The sequence below is a fragment of the Hoeflea sp. BAL378 genome, from assembly GCF_000759435.1.
GTDB lineage: Bacteria > Pseudomonadota > Alphaproteobacteria > Rhizobiales > Rhizobiaceae > Hoeflea.
The window spans coordinates 1-19,980 of sequence record NZ_JRJG01000081.1 but is presented as its reverse complement, the minus strand read 5'-3'; the positions used below and the strand labels follow the sequence as shown (position 1 = coordinate 19,980).

The 19,980-nt window shown below is 67.9% G+C and carries 18 protein-coding genes; 1 reads left to right on the top strand and 17 read right to left on the bottom strand.

Annotated features, from left to right (window positions below):
- On the bottom strand, nucleotides 1-1,772 hold a 1,772-nt coding region (locus LL06_RS17470; protein ID WP_035529741.1), incomplete at its 3' end, for a methyl-accepting chemotaxis protein.
- A 166-nt stretch (nucleotides 1,773-1,938) separates the two neighbouring features.
- Entirely contained in the window at nucleotides 1,939-2,400 is a 462-nt protein-coding gene (locus LL06_RS17465) for a MarR family transcriptional regulator (protein WP_035529753.1), read from the bottom strand.
- Between the two features lie 141 nt (nucleotides 2,401-2,541).
- Between LL06_RS17465 and LL06_RS17460 the strand changes: the two genes are divergently transcribed.
- The gene (locus LL06_RS17460; RefSeq protein ID WP_244447170.1) at nucleotides 2,542-3,078 is read left to right on the top strand and encodes a cytochrome b/b6 domain-containing protein; all 537 of its coding nucleotides are present in this window, start codon (nucleotides 2,542-2,544) and stop codon (nucleotides 3,076-3,078) included.
- Here LL06_RS17460 and LL06_RS17455 read toward each other — a convergent pair.
- The 15 genes from LL06_RS17455 to LL06_RS27700 all read right to left on the bottom strand — a co-directional run.
- On the bottom strand, nucleotides 3,053-6,145 hold the full coding sequence (locus tag LL06_RS17455; RefSeq protein WP_052161683.1) for a bifunctional [glutamine synthetase] adenylyltransferase/[glutamine synthetase]-adenylyl-L-tyrosine phosphorylase: 3,093 nt from the start codon (nucleotides 6,143-6,145) through the stop codon (nucleotides 3,053-3,055). The two genes, LL06_RS17460 and LL06_RS17455, sit on opposite strands and share 26 nt — an antisense overlap.
- Nucleotides 6,142-7,545, bottom strand: coding sequence for a HAMP domain-containing sensor histidine kinase (locus LL06_RS17450; RefSeq protein WP_035529739.1), 1,404 nt, complete (start codon nucleotides 7,543-7,545; stop codon nucleotides 6,142-6,144). Before LL06_RS17450 ends, LL06_RS17455 begins: the two co-directional genes overlap by 4 nt.
- A gap of 8 nt (nucleotides 7,546-7,553) precedes the next feature.
- Nucleotides 7,554-8,231, bottom strand: coding sequence for a response regulator transcription factor (locus LL06_RS17445; protein WP_035529737.1), 678 nt, complete (start codon nucleotides 8,229-8,231; stop codon nucleotides 7,554-7,556).
- Nucleotides 8,232-8,473: 242 nt separating this feature from the next.
- A complete protein-coding gene (locus tag LL06_RS17440; protein ID WP_035529735.1) occupies nucleotides 8,474-10,039 on the bottom strand; it encodes a Do family serine endopeptidase in 1,566 nt (521 codons plus the stop codon).
- A gap of 145 nt (nucleotides 10,040-10,184) precedes the next feature.
- Nucleotides 10,185-11,414, bottom strand: a complete 1,230-nt coding sequence (locus tag LL06_RS17435) for a bifunctional alpha/beta hydrolase/OsmC family protein (protein ID WP_035529747.1) — start codon at nucleotides 11,412-11,414, stop codon at nucleotides 10,185-10,187.
- Between the two features lie 40 nt (nucleotides 11,415-11,454).
- Entirely contained in the window at nucleotides 11,455-11,937 is a 483-nt protein-coding gene (locus tag LL06_RS17430; protein WP_035529733.1) for a cytochrome c-type biogenesis protein, read from the bottom strand.
- 2 nt (nucleotides 11,938-11,939) lie between these two features.
- Nucleotides 11,940-13,934 carry a heme lyase CcmF/NrfE family subunit gene (locus LL06_RS17425; protein WP_035529731.1) on the bottom strand — a complete coding sequence of 665 codons (1,995 nt, stop codon included), beginning with the start codon at nucleotides 13,932-13,934 and terminating at the stop codon, nucleotides 11,940-11,942.
- Between the two features lie 63 nt (nucleotides 13,935-13,997).
- Nucleotides 13,998-14,468: a cytochrome c maturation protein CcmE gene (gene ccmE / locus LL06_RS17420; RefSeq protein WP_035529729.1), complete on the bottom strand. Its 471-nt coding sequence runs from the start codon at nucleotides 14,466-14,468 to the stop codon at nucleotides 13,998-14,000.
- Entirely contained in the window at nucleotides 14,465-16,060 is a 1,596-nt protein-coding gene (gene ccmI, locus LL06_RS17415; protein ID WP_052161682.1) for a c-type cytochrome biogenesis protein CcmI, read from the bottom strand. The genes ccmE and ccmI overlap by 4 nt, the downstream gene beginning before the upstream one ends.
- Nucleotides 16,061-16,224: 164 nt before the next feature.
- Nucleotides 16,225-16,674 carry a hypothetical protein gene (locus tag LL06_RS17410; RefSeq protein ID WP_035529727.1) on the bottom strand — a complete coding sequence of 150 codons (450 nt, stop codon included), beginning with the start codon at nucleotides 16,672-16,674 and terminating at the stop codon, nucleotides 16,225-16,227.
- A 147-nt stretch (nucleotides 16,675-16,821) separates the two neighbouring features.
- Nucleotides 16,822-18,204, bottom strand: a complete 1,383-nt coding sequence (locus LL06_RS17405; RefSeq protein ID WP_035529725.1) for a HAMP domain-containing sensor histidine kinase — start codon at nucleotides 18,202-18,204, stop codon at nucleotides 16,822-16,824.
- A complete protein-coding gene (locus LL06_RS17400) occupies nucleotides 18,201-18,887 on the bottom strand; it encodes a response regulator transcription factor (protein WP_035529723.1) in 687 nt (228 codons plus the stop codon). Before LL06_RS17400 ends, LL06_RS17405 begins: the two co-directional genes overlap by 4 nt.
- 133 nt (nucleotides 18,888-19,020) lie before the next feature.
- Complete coding sequence (locus LL06_RS17395; RefSeq protein ID WP_345775688.1) at nucleotides 19,021-19,257, bottom strand: hypothetical protein; 237 nt, start codon at nucleotides 19,255-19,257, stop codon at nucleotides 19,021-19,023.
- Between the two features lie 159 nt (nucleotides 19,258-19,416).
- A complete protein-coding gene (locus LL06_RS17390; protein WP_035529721.1) occupies nucleotides 19,417-19,623 on the bottom strand; it encodes a hypothetical protein in 207 nt (68 codons plus the stop codon).
- A 26-nt stretch (nucleotides 19,624-19,649) separates the two neighbouring features.
- Nucleotides 19,650-19,980: hypothetical protein (locus LL06_RS27700; protein ID WP_035529718.1), on the bottom strand; the 331-nt coding region annotated here is incomplete at its 5' end.

The following is a 19,980-nucleotide window of genomic DNA, read 5'->3' as shown; positions in this document are numbered from 1 at the left end:
AGGCGGAACTTGCGCAGCATGGTGTTGAGCTGCGCGCTCTCCTGGGTCAGCGTCATGCTCGCAGCACTTGTCTCCTCCACCATCGCCGCGTTCTGCTGGGTCATCTGGTCCATCTGGTTGACGGCGGTGTTGACCTCGGCCAAGGCATTGGCCTGCTCGCGCGCGGCCGTGGCGATCGAATTGACCTGCTCGTTGACCTTGGTGACGAAGCTCTCGATTTCCGACAGCGCCTCGCCCGTCGACTGGACCAGCGACACGCCGTTCTGGACCTCGCTGGCGGAGCTCGAAATCAGTTCCTTGATCTCGCGGGCCGCGGTGGCCGAGCGCTGGGCGAGTTCGCGGACTTCCTGGGCGACGACGGCAAAGCCCCTGCCCGCCTCGCCCGCCCGGGCCGCCTCGACGCCGGCATTGAGCGCGAGCAGGTTGGTCTGGAAGGCGATCTCGTCGATGACGCCGATGATGGTGCCGATGCGGTCGGATTCGTCCTTGATCCGGGTCATCGCGGAGATTGCCTGATTGACGATCTCGCCCGACTTGTCGGTGCTCTGGCGGGTCTGGCTGACCATCCGGTTGGCTTCGGTGGCGCGTTCGGAGGAGTTGCGCACGGTCGAGGTGATCTCGTCGAGCGCGGCGGCGGTTTCCTCGAGCGAGGCCGCCTGCTGTTCGGTCCGGTGCGACAGGTTGTTGGCGGCTTCGGAGATGCCGTCGGCGCTGGCGCTGACCACGTCGGTGGACTGGGCAATGACCGAGATGACGTCGCCGAGCGCCGCGACGGCGTCGTTGAAATCGTCGCGCAGCTTGGCGTATTCGGGGGCGATGTCGTCGATCTGCACGGTCAGGTCGCCGCCTGCGAGCTTTTCAAGCGCGGCGCCGAGCTTGGTCATGACGTCGGCCTGGGTCTCGCTGACCTCGGCGCGGCGGCGTTCGCCCTCGCTGCGTTCGGCGTCGAGAACCTGCTGCTGCTCGATCTCGCGCTGCCGCATCTGGGCGCGTTCCCGCACCGAGTCGCGCAGTACCAGCACGGAGGCGGCCATTTCGCCGACCTCGTCCTTGCGGCCGGTCTCGGGAACCTCGCCGCTGACATCCTCGCGGGCGATGTCCTGCATGGTGGCGTTGAGCCGGCGGATCGGCGTGACCACGCTGCGCACGGTGGCGAAGGCAATGAGCAGGATTGCGAGCGCGCCGGCGCCCAGCGTGATGGCGGTGGTGGCGACGTTCTTGTAGAACAGCGCGGCCAGGTCATCGGCATAGACGCCGGTGCCGACGATCCAGCCCCAGGGGGCGAAGCCCTCGACGTGGGAGAACTTGAGGACAGGGCCCTCGACGCCCGGCTTGGCCCAGTGGTAATCGACGAAGCCCTCGCCATCGGCTTTGACGACCTTGATGAACTCGTTGAAGAAGAACTTGCCGTTCGCATCCTTGAGTTCGGACAGGTCGGTGTTCTCGAGCGCCGGCGAGAGCGGATGCATGATCATCATGTTGGACATGTCATTGATCCAGAAATAGCCGCTCTCCTCGTAGCGCATCGCCCGGACGGCTTCGATGGCGCGGGCCTGCGCCTCCTCGCGGGTGAGCGCGCCGGAGGTTTCCAGCTCATGGAAGCGCTTGAACATGGAGATGACGTTCTCGTCGAGCGCGTTGAGCTTGGCCTTGCGCTCGGACACCATGGCGGCGTGACTGTCGTAGAGCTTGTAGACCGCGGCCGCGGTGAAAACCGCAAGGGCGAGGCCGACAAGGAAGTAGAGCCTCGTCGATATCTTGAAATTGCCCATCATGAAGACACACCAATCCTGAGTTCCCGGAAATACTGGGAATGGTTATCGACCGGTTGATCTTACTTTCAGTTAATCGGAATATATGACAAATTAGGTATGAGATTGCCTAGTCTTCCGCCCCGGTCCAGCGGCACCCTCGCCGCCGGGTCCTGAACCGCAGTCCTCAGGCGGCCGCGCCGCCGCGGGTCGCGCGCCGGGCATTGGAGTCGACGCGCTTGAGCAGTCGGAACAGCGTCTCCGCCTCCTCCGGAGCGATGCCGTCGAGGAGCAGCGCATTGGCCCGCTCATAGAAGTCCTCAAGATGCTTCAGGCTCAGGCCCAGTTCGGTAACATGCACCCGGACCACGCGCTTGTCGTCGGTGGCGGGCTCGCGGGTGACCAGGCCGCGCTCGGCCATCCGGTCGATGATGCGCGAGGCGGCGGGGGCATTGTTGCCGCTGTAGTCGGCGATTTCGCTCACCAGCATCCCGTCGCGGCGCCACAGCGCCGACAGGATCACCCATTGCGCCAAAGTGAGGTCGTGGGCGGCCAGCATCTCCTGGCACATCGCCCCGGTAGCGGCGGTGGCGAAGGTCAGGACCTGGCCTAGGGATCGCGGGCGCTTGAGCGGTTTTTTAGTTGCCATGTAAATCATTTCCGTGTAAACATTATTCCGGATCGACGCGGGTTTCAAGCCCGAAACCGCGCCCCCGGCCGCCGTCGCCGCCAAGGCCGCCCCGCGCCGGACAGAAGGCCCCAGAGCAAGGCCAGGGAAAGGATAATCGCGATGAGCATGAAAAGCAGCCCCACCACCTACGGCGCGGTCGCCGTCAGCATTCACTGGCTCAGCGTTGTCCTGATCACGGCGCTTCTGGCCTCGGGCATGCTGGCCGACGAGACCGTCGACCCGGCCGGCAAGGCGCGGATCCTGGCGGCGCACGCGCCGATGGGCATCGCCGTCCTGCTTCTCACGCTGGCCCGCATCGTCTGGTGGTGGCGGTTCGACGCCCATCCCGAGCCGCTCTCCGCCGACCCGGCCTGGCAGGTCCGGAGCGCCAAGGCGGTGCACGGGCTGCTCTACCTCCTGGTGATCGGCATGGCCGTGAGCGGCATCAGCCTGTTCGTGCTGTCGGGCGCGGGAGACATCATCTTCGGCGGCGCGCCCGGCCCGCTGCCCGATTTCGGCGATTTCGCGCCCCGCGCCGCGCACGGCATCGGCGCCAAGCTGCTGCTCGTGCTGTTCGTCGCGCACGCGGCTGCGGCGCTCTACCACCATTTCGTCAAACGCGACGCGACGCTCAAGCGGATGTGGTTTTCGAGCTAGGTCGCGGCCCCTCCCCCGTCACCTTCCTGAAAATCGCCCGCACCCGTTTCGAGGTCGCCTTGAAGTCGGTTTCGAGCGTGGCGAGGTCGGGGGCTTCGCCGGTGCGGGTGACGAGGTCGATCAGGCCGGCGGGGGCTTGTTTGGGGGCGAAATCGCCTTCGGTGCAGAGCCGCACGATCTGGGCGTGCCCGCTCCACAGCCCGAGCGCGTGGCGCAGCTCCTCGGTCGTCTCCTGGCCGAGTTCCCCGGGTCCGAGGATCTTGAGCGTGGCGTCGGTGGAGGTGCATTCGCCCTGTTCGGGCTGCGGCGGGGACGCGACGGCGTCGGATGGTCCGGCGGCGGCCCCGGCCGGCTCCGACCCGGCGAGCAGGCCCGCGGCCTCGTCGTCCTCGCGCGCGGGCAGCCAGCCCGCCGCACGGGCCTTGAGCGAGAGATACTGGGCGATGAATTCGATGTCGATCAGCCCGCCGGGAATGAGCTTCACGTCCCAGATGTCGCGCGGCGGCTTTTCCTGCTCGATCAGGCCGCGCATCTCGGTGAGATCGGCGAGCAGCTTCTTCTCGTCGCGGGGCTTGGCCAGCACCTCGTCGATCAGCGCGCGGGCCTCGGCGCGCAAGCTGTCCTCGCCTGCCACCGTGCGGGCCCGGGTCAGCGCCATGTGCTCCCAGGTCCAGGCCTCCTCGGACTGGTACTTGGAAAACGCCCGGACCGAGGTCGCCACCGGGCCCTTGTTGCCCGAGGGCCGGAGCCGGAGATCCACCTCGTAGAGAATGCCCTCTGCGGTGGGCGCCGACAGCGCCGCCACTAGGCGCTGGGTCATGCGGGTGTAATAGCGCACCGGATCGAGCGGCTTGGGCCCGTCGGATTCCTCGGCGCCGGCAGCGTGATCGTAGAGCAGGATGATGTCGATGTCCGAGCCCGCCGTCAGCTCGTAGCTGCCGAGCTTGCCCATGCCGATGACGGCGGCGCGGCCGCCCGGCACCCTGCCGTGCGCCTCCTCCATGCCGTCGCGCACCGCGTCGAGCGCGGCGCCGATGATCAGGTCGGCGAGATGGGAGAAGCTGCGCGCGGCGCGCTCGGGCGAGATCGCGCCCGTGAGCAGCCGAACGCCGATCAGGAATTTCTGCTCGAGCGCCACGATCCGCAGCCGGTCGAGGATCTCCTCATAGGCATGGGCGCCCTCAAGAAAGGCTTCGAGCCGCTCGGAGAGATAGTCGCGCGTCGGCAGCTCCGCCATCAGCCCGGGATCGAGCATGCCGTCGAAGACATGCGGCTTGCGGGCGATGATCTCGGCGAGCCTGGGGGCGGAGGCCATGATCGTCACCATCAGCGACAGCAGGCCGGGATTGGTGCCGATCAGCGAGAACAGCTGGATGCCCGCCGGCAGGCCGGAAATGAAGGCGTCGAAGCGGATCAGCGCCTCGTCGGCGCGCTTGGTGGCGCCGAAGACGCGCAGAAGCTCCGGCGTGAGCTCGGTCAGCCGCTCGCGCGCCTCCACCGACTGGGTGGCGCGGTAGCGGCCATAATGCCAGGTGCGGATGATGCGGGAGATGTCGGCGGGGCGCTCGAAGCCGAGCCCGGCCAGCGTCTCGAGCGTGCCGGGATCGTCGTCCTCGCCGGTGAACACGAGATTGCCCATGCCGCCCGACAGGCCTGCTTCCTTCTCGAACAGCTCCGCGTAGCACTGTTCGACGCGCGCCAGCACGCCGACATAGGTCTTGCCGAAGCTTGCCGTGTCCGCCTCGCCCATCATCAGCGCGATGCGGGCGAGCTCGGCCTCGCCTTCGGGCAGGGTGTGGCTCTGCTCGTCATGCACCATCTGGATGCGGTGCTCGACGTCGCGCAGGTACCAGTAGCTTTCGGCGAGCGTCCTCGCGGTCGTGGGATCGATCCAGCGGGCGCGGGCCAGCGCCACCAGCATCTCGTCGGTGCGCCTGAGCCGCAATCGCGGCAGCCGACCGCCGCCGATCAACTGCTGGGTCTGGACGAAGAACTCGATCTCGCGGATGCCGCCGCGGCCGAGCTTGACATTGTGGCCCTTGACCGCGATGTCGCCGAAGCCGCGATGGGCGTGGATCTGCCGCTTGATCGAATGGATGTCGGAGATGGCGGCGAAATCGAGATATTTGCGGAAGACGAAGGGCACCAGCTCCTTGAGGAAGCGTTCGCCCGCCTCCAGGTCGCCGGCCACCGGCCGCGCCTTGATGAAGGCCGCCCGCTCCCAGTTCTGGCCGCGGCTTTCGTAATAGTTGAGCGCCGCCTCGAGAGGAAAGGCGAGCGGCGTCGAGCCCGGATCGGGCCGGAGCCGGAGGTCCGTGCGGAACACATAGCCGTCACCGGTGCGCTCCTGCATGATCCTGACCAGCCGCCGCACCATGCGCGCGAAGACGTCGGTCACCTCGTCGCGGTCGGCGACCACTTTGGCCTCGGGATCGAAGAAAACGACGATGTCGATGTCGGAGGAATAGTTGAGCTCGCGGGCACCGTGCTTGCCCATGCCGAGCACGATCAGTCCGGATTTTTCGGCCGGCCGGTCCGGGTCGGACAGGCTGAGCTTGCCGGACTCATGGCCGGCGCGCAGCAGATGGTCGAAGGCCGCACCCAGGCAGGCGTCGGCAAGGTCGCTCAGCGCGGCCGTGGTCTGCCGCGCATCGATCAGGCGGGAGAGGTCGTTCAGGGCCAGCGTCAGCGAGACGCGCCGCTTGGCCCGGCGCAGGCCGGCCATCAGCTCGGCCTCGCTGGCGAGCCCGCCGTCGGGGCCGCGCCAGGCGGCGCGCGCGGCGGCGACCGTCTCGGCCACGATCTCGGCAGAGGGCTTCGACAGCGCCAGCGCCAGCGAGGCCGGATCGGCCATCGCGGTCTCGCGCAGGAACGGCGACAGCGCCAGCGCCGCCAGCAGGAAGTCGCGGGCCGGGCCCTCGCCCGCCAGCACTTCGGCGATCTCGGGATGATCGGCGGCCAGCGGCTTGAGATCGGCCGCCACCGATTTCGCGGCACTGGCCGACGGTGCGCGGATCGGGCTTTGCGTCAGTCCGGCAAGCGGCCCTGGGCCTGGTGTGTCGTTCATGTCCCCCCCGGCAGCACCATGGTCACGGCGAGGCCGGGTGAGGACTTTGCCTCCGGCGACGCATCCGCGAGCTCCAGGCGCCCACCATGCAGCGCCGCCACCGCCTGCACAAGGCTCAATCCAAGCCCGGTTCCGGGTTTTGAACGGCTTTCATCGAGCCGGACGAAGCGCTTGACCACGTCCTCGCGCCGGTCGGCAGGCACGCCGGGGCCGTTGTCGGTCACCGACAGCCGCACCTCGCCTTTGGTCCGGTCGAGCGTGACTTCGATCGCCGGCGCCTCGCCGCCATCGGCGTATTTGACCGCGTTGTCGATCAGGTTCGACAGCGCCTGGGCGAGAAGCTCGCGGTTGCCGCGGATCGTCACGCCCGGCGCGATCCGGGCGGTGAGCCGGATGCCCTGCTCCTCGGCCAGCGGCTCGTAGAGTTCGGCGGCGTCCGACGCCAGACCCGACAGGTCGACATCGCTCATCTGCGCGGTCGAGGAACCCGCCTCGACCCGGCTGATCATCAGAAGCGCGTTGAAGGTGCGTATCAACTGGTCGCTGTCGGCGATCATCTGCTCGAGCGCTTCGCGATGCGCCTCGGCGCCGCCGTCATCGGCCAGCGCCGCCTCGGCGCGGTTCCTGAGCCGCGTTAGCGGCGTCTTGAGATCGTGGGCGATGTTGTCGGAGACCTGCCTCAGCCCCTCGTTGAGCCGCTCGATGCGGCCCAGCATGGCGTTGAGCGACAGGCTCAGCCGGTCGAACTCGTCGCCGGAGCCGTTAACCGGCAGGCGCTGGGCCAGGTCGCCGGCGAGGATCTTCTTGCTCGCCTCCGACATGTGGTCGATGCGCTTCAAAGCCCGGCGGCCGACGAAGAACCAGATCGCCAGCGCGCCCGCGAACATGATCGCCAGCGCGATCACCAGCGCCTGGCGCACCAGGCCGCGCACCTGTTCGCGCTCGCCGATGTCGCGGCCGACCATCAGGCGCATGCCGTTGGGCAGGAACACCACCTGCGCCAGCGCACGGTGATCCTCGGTCTCGACATCGCCGATGCGCTGGTAGCGGAACGGCACCAGGGTCCAGCCCTCCTCGTCCAGCACGCCGGGTTGCAGCGAGGCGATGTTGCCGGCGATCAGGTCGCCGGTGGGCATGGCGATGGCGTAGAGATTGGCGCCGGGCTGGCGCGAGCGCCGCTCGATCACGCGGACAAGGCCCGCCACGCCGGCCCGTCGATAGGCGCCAGCGACGACGCGCAGCTCGTTGGCGATCGCGCCCTGGGTGCGGTCGCGCTGCATCCCTTCGGATATGGCGGTGACGTAGAACACAAGGGCCACGGCGCAGAGCGCGAAAAGGCCGAGATAGAGCGCCGACAGCCGCACGGCCGTGGTCGAGAGCATGGCGCGCAGGCGTGACATCGGTCGGGCTAGCCTCCGGCTTTCATCATGTAGCCGGCGCCGCGCACGGTCCTGAGCAGCGGCTCGCCGAAATCCTTCTCGATCTTTGAGCGGAGCCGGGAAATGTGCACGTCGATGACATTGGTCTGCGGATCGAAATGATAGTCCCATACATGCTCTAGCAGCATGGTGCGGGTCACCACCTGGCCGGCGTTCTTCATCAGATATTCAAGCAGGCGGTATTCGCGCGGCTGCAGCGGGATCGGCTGCCCGGCGCGGCGGACCTCGTGGCTCAGCCGGTCGAGCTCCAGGTCGCCGACCCGGTAGGTGGTCTCCTGCTCGCGCCCGCCCTTGCGGCGACCGAGGATCTCGATCCGCGCCAGCAGCTCGGAGAAGGCGTAGGGCTTGGTCAGATAGTCGTCGCCGCCCGCGCGCAGGCCGGTGACCCGGTCGTCGACCTGGCCCAAGGCCGACAGGATCAGCACCGGCGTGTCATCGCCGCGCCCGCGCAGCTCGGCGATGATCGACAGGCCGTCGCGCTTGGGCAGCATGCGGTCGACCACCAGCGCGTCGTAGCTGTTCTCGGAGGCGAGAAAGAAGCCTGAATCGCCATCGCTGGCGTGATCGACGGTGATTCCCGCCTCGCGGAAGGCCTTGGACAGATAGGCGGCGGTTTCCAGGTCGTCTTCGATGATGAGAATCTTCATGGCGTGATCCTAATGCATGTGGCGCCGGAATGGACCCTGCGCGCCTGCGACCATGCATTCTTTCAGGGGTCTGCCGCAAGCTTTGCGCCCCGGGCAGAGCGCGCGCCTGTCGCGGCTTCCCGCCCGGGCAGGACCGTGCGGCGCCCGGACGAAAAAACGCGGCGGAGCTGGGGGGACAGCCCGCCGCGTTGGGCATCCGGGACATGACGGGCATGTCCCGGATGGGTTCGGTGAGGCGGGGCTCAGCCCTGGTCGATGGGCAGGGCGACGAAGCGCGAGCGGTTCTCGTTCTCCACCTGGAACAGGGCGGCCTTGCGACCATCCTTGGCGGCGGCATCGATGATGCTGACGACGTCCGAGGCGTTGGCGACATCCTGGTTGTTGACCGCGACGATCACGTCGCCGGCGCGCAGGCCGCGTTCCTCGGCGGCGCTGTCAGGCTCGACCGCGGTGATGACCAGGCCGGTTCCGGTCTCGGCGGGGACCACCGTGAGGCCGAACTGGTCGAGCGTGGCTTCCGCCTGGGGAGCCGACGGCGCGGTCTCCTCATCGGGCGTCAGCGCGGCCGTCTCGGTGGGCAGCGATCCCAGCTCGACCTTGACGGTCTCGCTCTTGCCGTTGCGCCAGATCGAGATGTCGACGGTCTCGCCCGGATCGAAGGCGGCGATCATCTTGGCGAGTTCGCGGGGACCCTTGACCGTGTCGCCGTTGACGGCGGTGACCACGTCGCCGGCCTTGATGCCGGCCTTGTCGGCGGGCGTGTCCGGCTGCGGCTCGGCGACCAGCGCGCCGTCCTGACCCTCGAGGCCGAGCGATTCGGCGATGTCCTCGGTGACCGGCTGGATCTGCACGCCCAGCCAGCCGCGTTCGACCGAACCGTCCTTCATCAGGTCGGCGATGACGGTGCGCGCGGTCGATGCGGGGATCGCGAAGGCGATGCCGACATTGCCGCCCGAGGGCGAGAAGATGGCGGTGTTGATGCCGATGACTTCGCCGTTGAGGTTGAAGGTCGGACCGCCCGAATTGCCGCGGTTGACGGCGGCGTCCACCTGGATGAAGTCGTCATAGGGGCCGGCGCCGATGTCGCGGCCACGGGCCGAGACGATGCCCGCGGTGACGCTGCCGCCCAGACCGAAGGGATTGCCCACGGCCACGACCCAGTCGCCGACCCGGACCTTGGAATCGTCGGCGAAGTCGACATAGGTGAACTTGCGGGCTTCCTCGACCTTGAGCACGGCCAGGTCGGTGCGGCTGTCGCGGCCGACGAGCTTGGCGTCGAGTTCGGTGCCGTCATCCATGATCACGGTGAAGGCGGAGCCGTCTTCCACGACATGGTTGTTGGTGACCAGGAAGCCGTCCTCGGAGATGAAGAAGCCCGAACCCTGGCTGACCGGGCGCACCCGGCCGGGACGGCCCTTGCCGTCGGGACCGCGGCGGTCGCGTTCGGCGCGGCGGTCGCCGTCGCCCGGCTGATCGCCGAAGCCGCGGCTGAACTGGTCGAAGAACTTCTTCATCGGATGGTCGTCGGGCAGATCTTCAAAGCCGCGGCCGTTGAAATCGAAGTTGAACGGGCCGTCATTGGACACCGTCTTGGTTTCGGCCTGAACGCGCACCGACACGACGGCCGGCGACACGGCGTCAACGACATCGGCGAAGCTCGGAGCCTGCGGCGCTTCCACGCGCACGGCATCGGCGAAGGCACTGGAAACCGGAGCGGGAACGCCGGTGGCGAGAAGCGCCGCGGCGACGCCTGCGATCGCGGTCGTGCTCAGGAAACCCTTGGAAAACTTGCGGGGGGTATTCGACATGTCTCAACCTCTTTTGTTTGGTCCAGCCGACTGTGCGGCTCTGGACGTATACATAGGGGCGCTCGACTTACTGCAAGCTTTCCGGATCATTAAACCTTTGTAATAATCGCGGTCATGTCGTTGCCACAATTGGCAATTCGGCGCTTCACTCGACGCGCGTAACCACCTTGGCGCCCTGCTCGAGGGTGCGGTGGACCGGGCATTTTCCGGCGATTTCGGCGATCTTGGCGGCAAGCTCCGCCGGCGCCCCGCCATCGATCGAGATCACCCGCTCGAAGCGGTCGATCTTGCCGCCGCCCGCGCGTTCCTCGTCGGTGCATTCCAGGCAATCCTTTGCGTGGACTTTGTTGTGCCGCACCGTGACGCTGACCAGGCCGAGCTCGATTTTCTTGAGCCGGGCATACATGCGCAGCGTCATGGCCGTGCAGGCGCCGAGCGCCGCGGCCATCAGGTCGTAGGGCGACGGGCCGGTGTCGGACCCGCCGACATCGACGGGCTCGTCGGCCATGAAGCGGTGCAGGCCGGCATGGATGGCAACCTGGAACCTGCCCTGCCCGGTCTCGCCGACGAGCACGTCCTCGACCTCGTCGTCCTCCTGGCGCGGCGCATCGGCGGGAAGATAGCGCGACGCCCAGGAGGCGATGACCCGCGCGACGTAGTTGGCGTCGGCCTCCTCGGTGAGCAAATGGTCGGCGCCATCGAGCGAGACGAAGCTCTTGGGGTGCCTGGCGGCGGTGAAGATGGCGCTGGCATTGTCGATGCCCACCACCTCGTCGCGCGGCGCGTGCAGCACGAGGAGCGCCTTCTTCATGCTGCCGATGCGCTCGGCCAGGCCGATGGCGTTCACATCCTCGACGAACTGCCGCTTAATGGTGAAGGGCCGGCCGCCGAGGTCGACCTCGGCCTCGCCCCTGGCCTTGATCTCGTCGACATGCTCGCTGAAATTGCCGATCACATGGCTCGCCTGGGACGGCGCGCCGATGGTGGCCACCGCCCTGACCGAGGCGAGCTCGCCGGCGATCGCCAGCACCGCGGCGCCGCCGAGCGAGTGGCCGACCAGGATCTCGGGCGCGTCGTAATGCTCCGCCAGCCAGTCGGCAGCGGCGCGCAGGTCTTCGATGTTGGATGAGAAATTGGTGGAAGCGAAGTCGCCGTCGCTCGATCCCAGGCCGGTGAAGTCGAAGCGCATCACGGCGATGCCCTCGCGCGCGAGTTCGCCCGAGATGCGTTTGGCGGCCAGCGTGTCCTTGGAGCAGGTGAAGCAATGGGCAAACAGCGCCCAGGCGCGAATCGCGCCGGCCGGCAGATCGAGCCGCGCGGCCAGTTTCGCGCCGGAATGGCCGTCGAACTCGGCCCTGATCGTGTGTGCAGCCATCATCTGCCCCTTCTTTCACCGGATATCGGGGGCGAGCCTATCAGGAATGCTGGTCACGGTCTTTCATCAGTTTCGCAAGCTCGGCCTGCTCGGCGTCGGAAAGCCCGTCGCCGCTTGTCGCCGCCGCCGCCTTGCCGCGGTTGCGGACCCCGGCCACCATGACCACCCCGCCGATCAGCAGGATCGCCACCGGCGCGCCCCACAGCAGCACCGTCTGCACGGACAGGCGCGGCTTGAGCAGCACGAATTCGCCGTAGCGGGAGACGACGTAGTCGATCACTTGCTGATCGGTGTCGCCCGCCACCAGGCGTTCGCGCACCAGGAGCCGGAGGTCGCGGGCGAGTTCGGCGTTGGAATCGTCGATCGACTGGTTCTGGCACACCAGGCAGCGGAACTCGAGCGACAGGGCCCGCGCCCGCGCCTCGAGCGCCGGATCGTCGAGCACCTCGTCCGGATTGAAGGCGGCGGCCGAGCCGGCGGACGCCAGCACCAGCAGCACCACCGTCAGCAGATGGCGAAGCATCCTCATGCGGTTGCCCCGACGGTCTTTGCGCGCGCCTTGTTGGAGCGCGCCCGGTTGGGAGCGCCGACCCTGAGGCGGCGGTCGGACAGCGACAGCAGGCCGCCGAGCACCATCACAACCGTGCCGTACCAGATGAAGGTGACCCAGGATTTCCACCAGACCCGCACCACCAGGCCGCCATTGGCCTGGGGATCGCCGAGCGCGATGTAGAGCTGGCTCGCGCCGAAGGTCAGGATGCCCGCCTCGGTGGTGGGCATGCCGCGCGCCTGGTACATGCGCTTGGCCGAGGCGATCTTGGCCACCTCGACGCCGCCCTGCGACACCGTGAATTCTCCCGACATGAAGGAATAATTGGGGCCGGTGCCTTCCTGGACGCCGTCGAAATGCAGTTCGTACCCGCCGGCACTGACCGTGTCGCCGGGCTTCATCGACACCACCGTCTCGGTCGAGAACACGCTGGCAGCGACCACGCCGATCACCGTGACGCCCAGTCCCATGTGACCAAGCGCCGAGCCGAAGGCCGAACGCGGCAGTCCGCTCAGGCGGGCCCAGGCGACCCCTGCCCCGACCCGGCCGATGCCGGCGCGCAAGGCGAGATCGGTGAACGCGCCGAGGATCAGGAACACGCCGAGGGCGATGCCAAGCGCTGCCAGCACCGGCGCGCCGGTGTTGACGAAGACCACGCCCAGGCCGACCAGCAGCGCGGCGCCGATGGCGAAATAGAGCCGCTGCGCCGCGCCCGCCAGGTCGCCGCGCTTCCAGGCGAGCAGCGGCCCGAACGGCACCGCCAGCAGCAGCGGCACCATCAGCGGCCCGAAGGTGAGGTTGAAGAACGGCGCGCCGACCGAGATCTTGCTGCCGGTCAAGGCCTCGAGCAGCAGCGGATAGAGCGTGCCGATCAGCACGGTGGCCGCGGCCGTGGTCAGGAACAGGTTGTTGAGCACCAGCGAGCCCTCGCGCGAGATCGGCGCGAACATGCCGCCTGCCTTGAGCGTGCCCGCGCGCAGGCCGAACAGCGCCAGCGCGCCGCCGATGAAGACCACGAGGATGCCGAGGATGAACACGCCGCGCGCCGGATCGGTGGCGAAGGCGTGCACCGAGGTGAGCACGCCGGAGCGGACCAGGAACGTGCCCAGCAGCGAGAACGAGAAGGTGAGGATGGCGAGCAGCACCGTCCAGATCTTGAGCGCCTCGCGCTTTTCCATCACCAGCGCCGAATGCAACAGCGCCGTTCCCACCAGCCAGGGCATGAAGGAGGCGTTCTCGACCGGATCCCAGAACCACCAGCCGCCCCAGCCGAGCTCGTAATAGGCCCAGTAGCTGCCCATCGAGATGCCGGCGGTGAGGAACACCCAGGCGGTCAGCGTCCACGGCCGCACCCAGCGCGCCCAGGCCGCGTCGATCCGGCCCTCGATCAGGGCTGCGATGGCGAAGGCGAACGAGATCGAGAAGCCGACATAGCCGAGATAGAGCAGCGGCGGATGGATCGCGAGACCGATGTCCTGCAGGATCGGGTTGAGGTCGTTGCCTTCCGCGGGCGCCGGGTCGAGCCGCATGAACGGATTGGAGGTGAGCAGCACGAAGAGCAGGAACGCCACCGTGATCCAGGCCTGCACCGCCAGCACATTGGCCTTCAGCGTGTCGGGCAGGTTGCGGCCGAACAGCGCCACCAGTCCCGAAAACAGCGTCAGGATCAGCACCCAGAGCAGCATCGAGCCCTCGTGGTTGCCCCACACGCCGGTGACCTTGTAGATCATCGGCTTGAGGGAATGGGAGTTCTCGACGACGTTCAGCACCGAGAAATCCGAGACCACATAGGCGTAGGTCAGCGCGGCAAAGGAAATCGCCACCAGCACCATCGAGGTCAGCGCCGCCACCGGGCCGATCGCCATCAGTCCGGCATCGCGGCGGCGGGCGCCGATCAGCGGCGCGATCGACTGGACGATGGCCGTGGCCAGCGCGAGGACGAGGGCGAAATGGCCGATTTCCGTGATCATGGCGTCCTCACCTCCAAATGCGTCCGGGGCCCGAAGTTTCGCGGCGGTGGCCGCGCGAGCCTATTATTGCGTTTGCGTGCCGACGCCCGGCGCCGGCTCGCCTTCCTTCCACACGCCCTGCGCCTTGAGCGCATCGGCGACTTCCTTGGGCATGTAGTTCTCGTCGTGCTTGGCGAGCACCGAATCGGCCAGGAATGTGCCTTCATCGGCCGAAAACACGCCTTCGGTCACCACGCCCTGGCCCTCGCGGAACAGGTCCGGCAGGATGCCGACATAGCGCACCTTGACCGACGCGCTGGTGTCGGTGACCAGGAACGTGACCGCGGAATCCTCGCCGCGCTCGATCGAGCCCTCCTCGACCAGGCCGCCAAGCCGCACCCTTGTGCCGGGCGCCACATGCTGGGCCAGCACATCGGTGGGCGAATTGAAGAACACGATCTGTTCGCGCAACGCCGATGTCACCAGGACCGCAGCCCCGGTCAGGAACACCGCGCCGGCGGCGATGATCGCCAGTCGCTTCTGTTTGCGGGTCATTGGCCCTCCACCACGTTTTCAAGGCCGAGTTCGGCCGCAAGCCCGGCCAGAGCCTGGCCGCCTTCGCTGTCGCCCGGGAAGGTCACGCTGGCGCGCGCGACCGCCTTTTCGGCGGCGGCGCGGTCTCCCAGCACGGCGTAGGAGCGAACCAGTCGCAGCCAGCCGTCGAGATTGTCGGGATTGGCCGTAAGCTTGGCGTCGAGCGATTCCACCATGCCGCGGATCATCGCGGTGCGATCGGCGGCCGACATGTTCGACGCGGCGGCGACATCGGCCTGCGACGGCCCGCCGGGGGCGGCTTGCCCTGCGCTCGCCTCAGCAGCGGCCTGGCCCGACGCGCCGCTTGCGCTTGCGCCGGGCAGGATGAAGGGGGTTTTCGCGGCCGCGGACGGCTCTCCGCCGGATTGTCCGGCAGCCGGGGTTTTGGGCGCCACCGGAACGCCGCCGAGCGTCGGCGTGGCGATCAGGCCGAGTTCATTGGCAAGGGCGTTGAGCGCCCGGTTTTCAGCGCCCGAGGGCGTGAACACCGCGAAGGCGCGGTCGAGCGCGACCTGCGCCTTGTCGCGGCTTCCCGAAACCACATAGGATCGCACGAGCCTCAGCCAGCCCTCGATATTGTCCGGTTTCTCCGCGAGCTTGGCCGCCAGGCTTTCGATCATCGAGCCGATCATCGCCTGGCGATCTTCCGGGCTCATGTTCTGCGCGGCGGCGATGTCGGTCGCGGAGGGATTGCGCGGCGCGTCGACAGAGGGGTCGGTCTGCAGGGCCGCGATCTGGCTTTGCACGGCCGGGATCCAGGGCGCGCCTTCGGGCGCGCTCTCCAGCATGCCGGCGAACGCCGCGCGCGCTTCCGACGTCTTGCCGGACTGGGCGAGAGCGATGGCCAGGTAGAAGCGCGGCCGGGGATCGGTCGAATCGAGCTCGCGCGCGGTCTGGAACGCCAGGCTGGCTTCTTCCGTGACGATGCCGCCCGCGGCCGAGAACAGCGCCTCCCCGAGTCCCGCCTGCCGCGAGGGCGAAGGACCGAGAATGGATATCGCCCGCTGAAACGCCGCGGCGGCATCCTCGAAGCGGCCGATGCGCATGTAGATCGGCCCGAGAACGTCCCAGCCGCGGCCGTCGTTGGGGTTCTCCGCCAGATGCTGTTCGGCCTTGGCGATCAGCATGCTGATGTCGGTGGACTGGGGTTCGGCCTGAAGCCGCGCCGAAAGCGGCAGTTGCGGCAGATCGGGCCGGCCCAGTTCGACATAGGCGGTGACCGCGGCCACCGGCATGAAGAGGGCGACGGCCACGACCGCAGCCCGGCGCAGGCGGGAATTGTCGGCGGCGGCGCTGTCGGCATCGGCCGCCTCGATCTTGCGCGCCGCCGTCAGCAGGCGGCGGGAGATTTCGGTGCGCGCCACCTCGGCCTGAGCCGAATCGACCAGCCCGTCTGCCAAGTCACGATCGATCTCGGCCAACTGGTCGCGATAGACCTCGACATCATGCGATTCAGGCGCCTCGGCCGCGGATCTGCGGGCGCGCGCCACCGGCCCAAGCAGGGCCAGGGTCGCGGCGGCGGTCATGATGGCTGCGATTACCCAGAACAACATGTGGTTTCAATATCCGAGCATGGTTTGTTTTCCAACAGCAATCGACGCCGAACCGGAGATTGGGGCGTTTGGTCGCGCAGCGACCGCAAGCCAGGTGCGTCGGCCGTCAGGAATAGTGCCTCCGAACCCGCGCGCCATGATGCATATCAAATGGTCCGCGCGGATCAGCCGAGCGGCGTCCAGCTACCGTCGTCATTGCGGCAGGCCGCGCCCTGGCCCTTCACCGGCACGCCGTTGATGGTCGCCTGGTGGGTGTACTGACGGCAGTTCTGCTGGCCGACCTGATAGGGCGTGCCTGCGGTCACCTCGCCGGAATTGCCGCCGCCCTGGCTTTGCCAGGCGACCTTCTGGCCGAGCGGCGCCTTCTCCAGCGCCTGGTATTCAGCCTCCAGGGCGCGAAGCTGATCGGGCTTGCTCAGGCCGATCACCGCCGTCTGCGGCAGGATGCCGCCATTGAGCGAGACCAACAGGGCATCGCTGCCGCCGATCCTGGGGGGCGTCGACGGACCGAACGACAAGGGCCGGACGCCGCCGGTGGCGGAACAGCCCGCGACTACAGCCGTCAGTGCGACGATGGACGCAAATTTCGCGAAGCGTGAAAATCTAGAATGCATGCCGCTCAGTCCCTGCCTGTCCAAACCCATGGTACACCGTGAGGAATTCCCTGCGCCCAAGACTTGACGCACCATCTTTGTGCCGCGTTCCTGTGGCCGCATTGTGACCGGCGCGGCGCCGGAGTGCCGGTTTTGCCACACGGAAGCTCAGTCCTCCGCGCCCAGCGCCGGCAGCGTCAGCCGCGCTGACAACCCGCCCGACGGCGCCCGCGCCAGCGCGAAGCCGCCCTTGTACTCGGACGCGATCTCGCCGACGATCGACAATCCCAGGCCGGTTCCGGGCTTGGATTCGTCGAGCCTGCGGCCGCGCTTCATGGCTTCGCGCATGCCGGCCTCGTCGAGCCCCGGCCCGTCATCATCGATGTCGATGCGGAACATCGGCCGCTGGCTATCCGCCTGCGGCGCCCGGCGCAACCGCACCACCACCTTGTGCCGCGCGAATTTGGCCGCGTTTTCGACCAGATTGCCGAGCGCCTCTTCCAGGTCCTGGCTTTCCATGGCGAGTGCCGCGTCGCGCGGCTCGATGTCGGTGGAAAACTCGAGCTCCCGGTTGAGCTTGGCCATCACCCGCACGAGCCGCTCGATCACCGGGGCGGCCTCGGTGCGGGCCAGCACGCTGCCGCGCTGGGCGGCGATGCGGGCGCGGTCGAGATAGGTCTGCACCTGGGCCTGCATGGTCTCGGCCTGGGTCCTGACCAGCTTGGCGTGCGCCGGCCCCATGTCGCGGGCTTCGTTGATGAGCACGGCGATCGGGGTCTTGAGCGAATGCGCCAAATTGCCGACCTGCATGCGGGCGCGTTCGATCACCCGCTGGTTGGCTTCGATCAGCGCGTTGATCTCGCCCGCCAGCGGCGCGATCTCGCGCGGAAACTCGCCGTCAAGCATCTGCGCCTCGCCCGCGCGGATGCGGCCCAGCGCCTGCCGGGCCTGGTCGAGCGGCCTGAGGCCGTAGAGGATGGCCACCGCATTGACCAGCAGGCTGCCGATGCCGAACAGCGCCAGCGCCAGATAGAGATTGCCCGAAAACGCCGCGATGTCGGCCTCCACCACCGCCCGGTTGCCGCCCACCCGGAAGCGCGCGGCGTGACCCTGGCTGTCGAGCTCGACCTCGGTCTCGATGATCTCCAGCCGGTTGCCCTCCGCGTCAACCGCCGGATAGCTGCGCTGGTAGCGCGCATTGAAGGGCAGTTCCTCGATGCTCGGCGGCACGATCACGGTCTCGCCGATCGAGATCGAGGCGAGTCGCGGCCCGTCGAGCGCCCCCAGCGGCTCCACCAGCCAGATCCAGCCGCTGCCGGGCTGGTCGAACACCAGGTCGCCCAGTTGCGGGTTGCCCGCAAGCTGGCCGTCGGCATTGATGGAGACGGCGTTGATGACGCTGTTGAGATGGGCGCGCAGCAGGTCGCCGAAGGCGCGCTCGCTGCCCGCGCGGTACAGCTGCGAGATCACGATGGCGATGGCGACCAGCGCGATCACCGCCCAGACCGAGGCAAACAGCAGAACGCGCGCGGTGAGCGAGCCCCGTTTCATCCGGTCTTGCCGGCGTCGGCGCCCTCGGGCGGGACCATGCGGTAGCCGAGGCCGCGCACGGTCTCGATCAGGTCGACGCCGATCTTCTTGCGCAACCGGCCGACGAAGACTTCGATCGTGTTGGAGTCGCGGTCGAAATCCTGGTCGTACATGTGCTCGACCAGCGTGGTGCGCGACACCACTTCGCCCATGTGATGCATGAGATAGGACAGCAGCCGGAATTCATGGCTGGTCAGCTTCAGCGTGACGCCGTCGACGGTTGCCTTCGAAGCCTTGGTGTCGAGCCGCACCGGGCCGCAGGCGATTTCCGAGGAGGCATGGCCGGAGGCGCGGCGGATGAGGGCGCGGATGCGCGCCAGCACCTCCTCGACATGGAACGGCTTGGTCACGTAATCGTCGGCGCCGGCGTCGATGCCGGCCACCTTGTCGCTCCAGCGGTCGCGCGCCGTCAGGATCAGCACCGGCATGATGCGCTGGTTGGCGCGCCATTTCTCCAGCACCGTGACGCCGTCCATTTCCGGCAGACCGATGTCGAGAATCACCGCGTCATAGGGCTCCGTGTCGCCGAGATAATGGCCTTCCTCGCCGTCATAGGCGCGGTCGACCACATAGCCCTGCTCGACCAGCGCGTCGCTGAGCTGGCGGTTGAGATCCTTGTCGTCCTCGACAATCAGTATGCGCATGTCGCCTGCCCCCGCTTCCTGTCCGTCTCGTCTTTCCGCGCCCGCGCGGCCTCACCCCTGGCCGGCGCCGTGCCGGCTCCGGTGGGGACTCCCAGTGCACAGTCCCGTAGCCTGGCCGGCAGCGACGTCCATCTCACTGCGGCACCCTGACCGTGACCTTCTTGGGCCGTTCATTGCCGCTGCCCGGCACCAGGACGGTGATTTCGCAGACGGTCTGCCCGCCTTCGCTCGTGGCCGAGGCCGACAGCAACTGCCCGCCGGTCTGGCCGACGACCTGCGCGGCGGCCCCGGAGCAATCCGCGGCGACGCGGATGATCGCGGCGCCATCGGGCGCCCGCGGCCCCGGCTGCGCCGAAACACCCGGCGACATGGTCGCGGCCTGCGCTGCGATGAGGCCGATGCTGAGGATATTCATGGTCATGATCTGCCCTGAAGCGGTTCGTATTTCATCTTGGAGCCAGTGATACAAGATCCTGCCTGAACCGCAAATGAATGGAAACCGGGGAATCGAGGCACGGGCGGCGATCTTTCACCCGATCCTGCTCTTGGCCGTCACCCTCCCGAAAATCGCGATCACGCCGCCCAGCGCCGCGCCGAGCGAGGTCAGCAGCTCGACTAGCGCTTGGCGGTCCGCGTCGCCGAGCTCGAGGCCTGCCAGGCCGAGGGCAGCGGAGCCAAGCGTGACGAGCGCGCCCCACAGGGTTTTCGATTGCCACCAGGGCTTGATGTCGGTCATCGCAACAATCCTTTCAAGGGTTGGGATCAAAGCTGAAGCGTGGCGGTGCGCGCCACGCCCCAGGGGATGCGCCGCCCGGCCTGCGCCACGCGGATGGTGAGCGCGGCCTGCACCGCGCCGAAATCGGCGAGTTCGTCCGCCGCCGGATAGAGCCAGTGCGCACCGTCGGCCTCGGCGGTGCGGAGGATTGTGTCGCCGTCGAGGATCTCGATCCGATACCGTTCGCTCCCCTCGTCCAGGCCGATCTCGGCCGGCGTCCAGCTATCGCCGGAGAGCCGGCCGCGGCGGATCCAGGAGAGGCGGACGCCGCCCGGTTCCCGCACCGCCCTGAGATGCACCGGAGACAGCGGCGTCAGC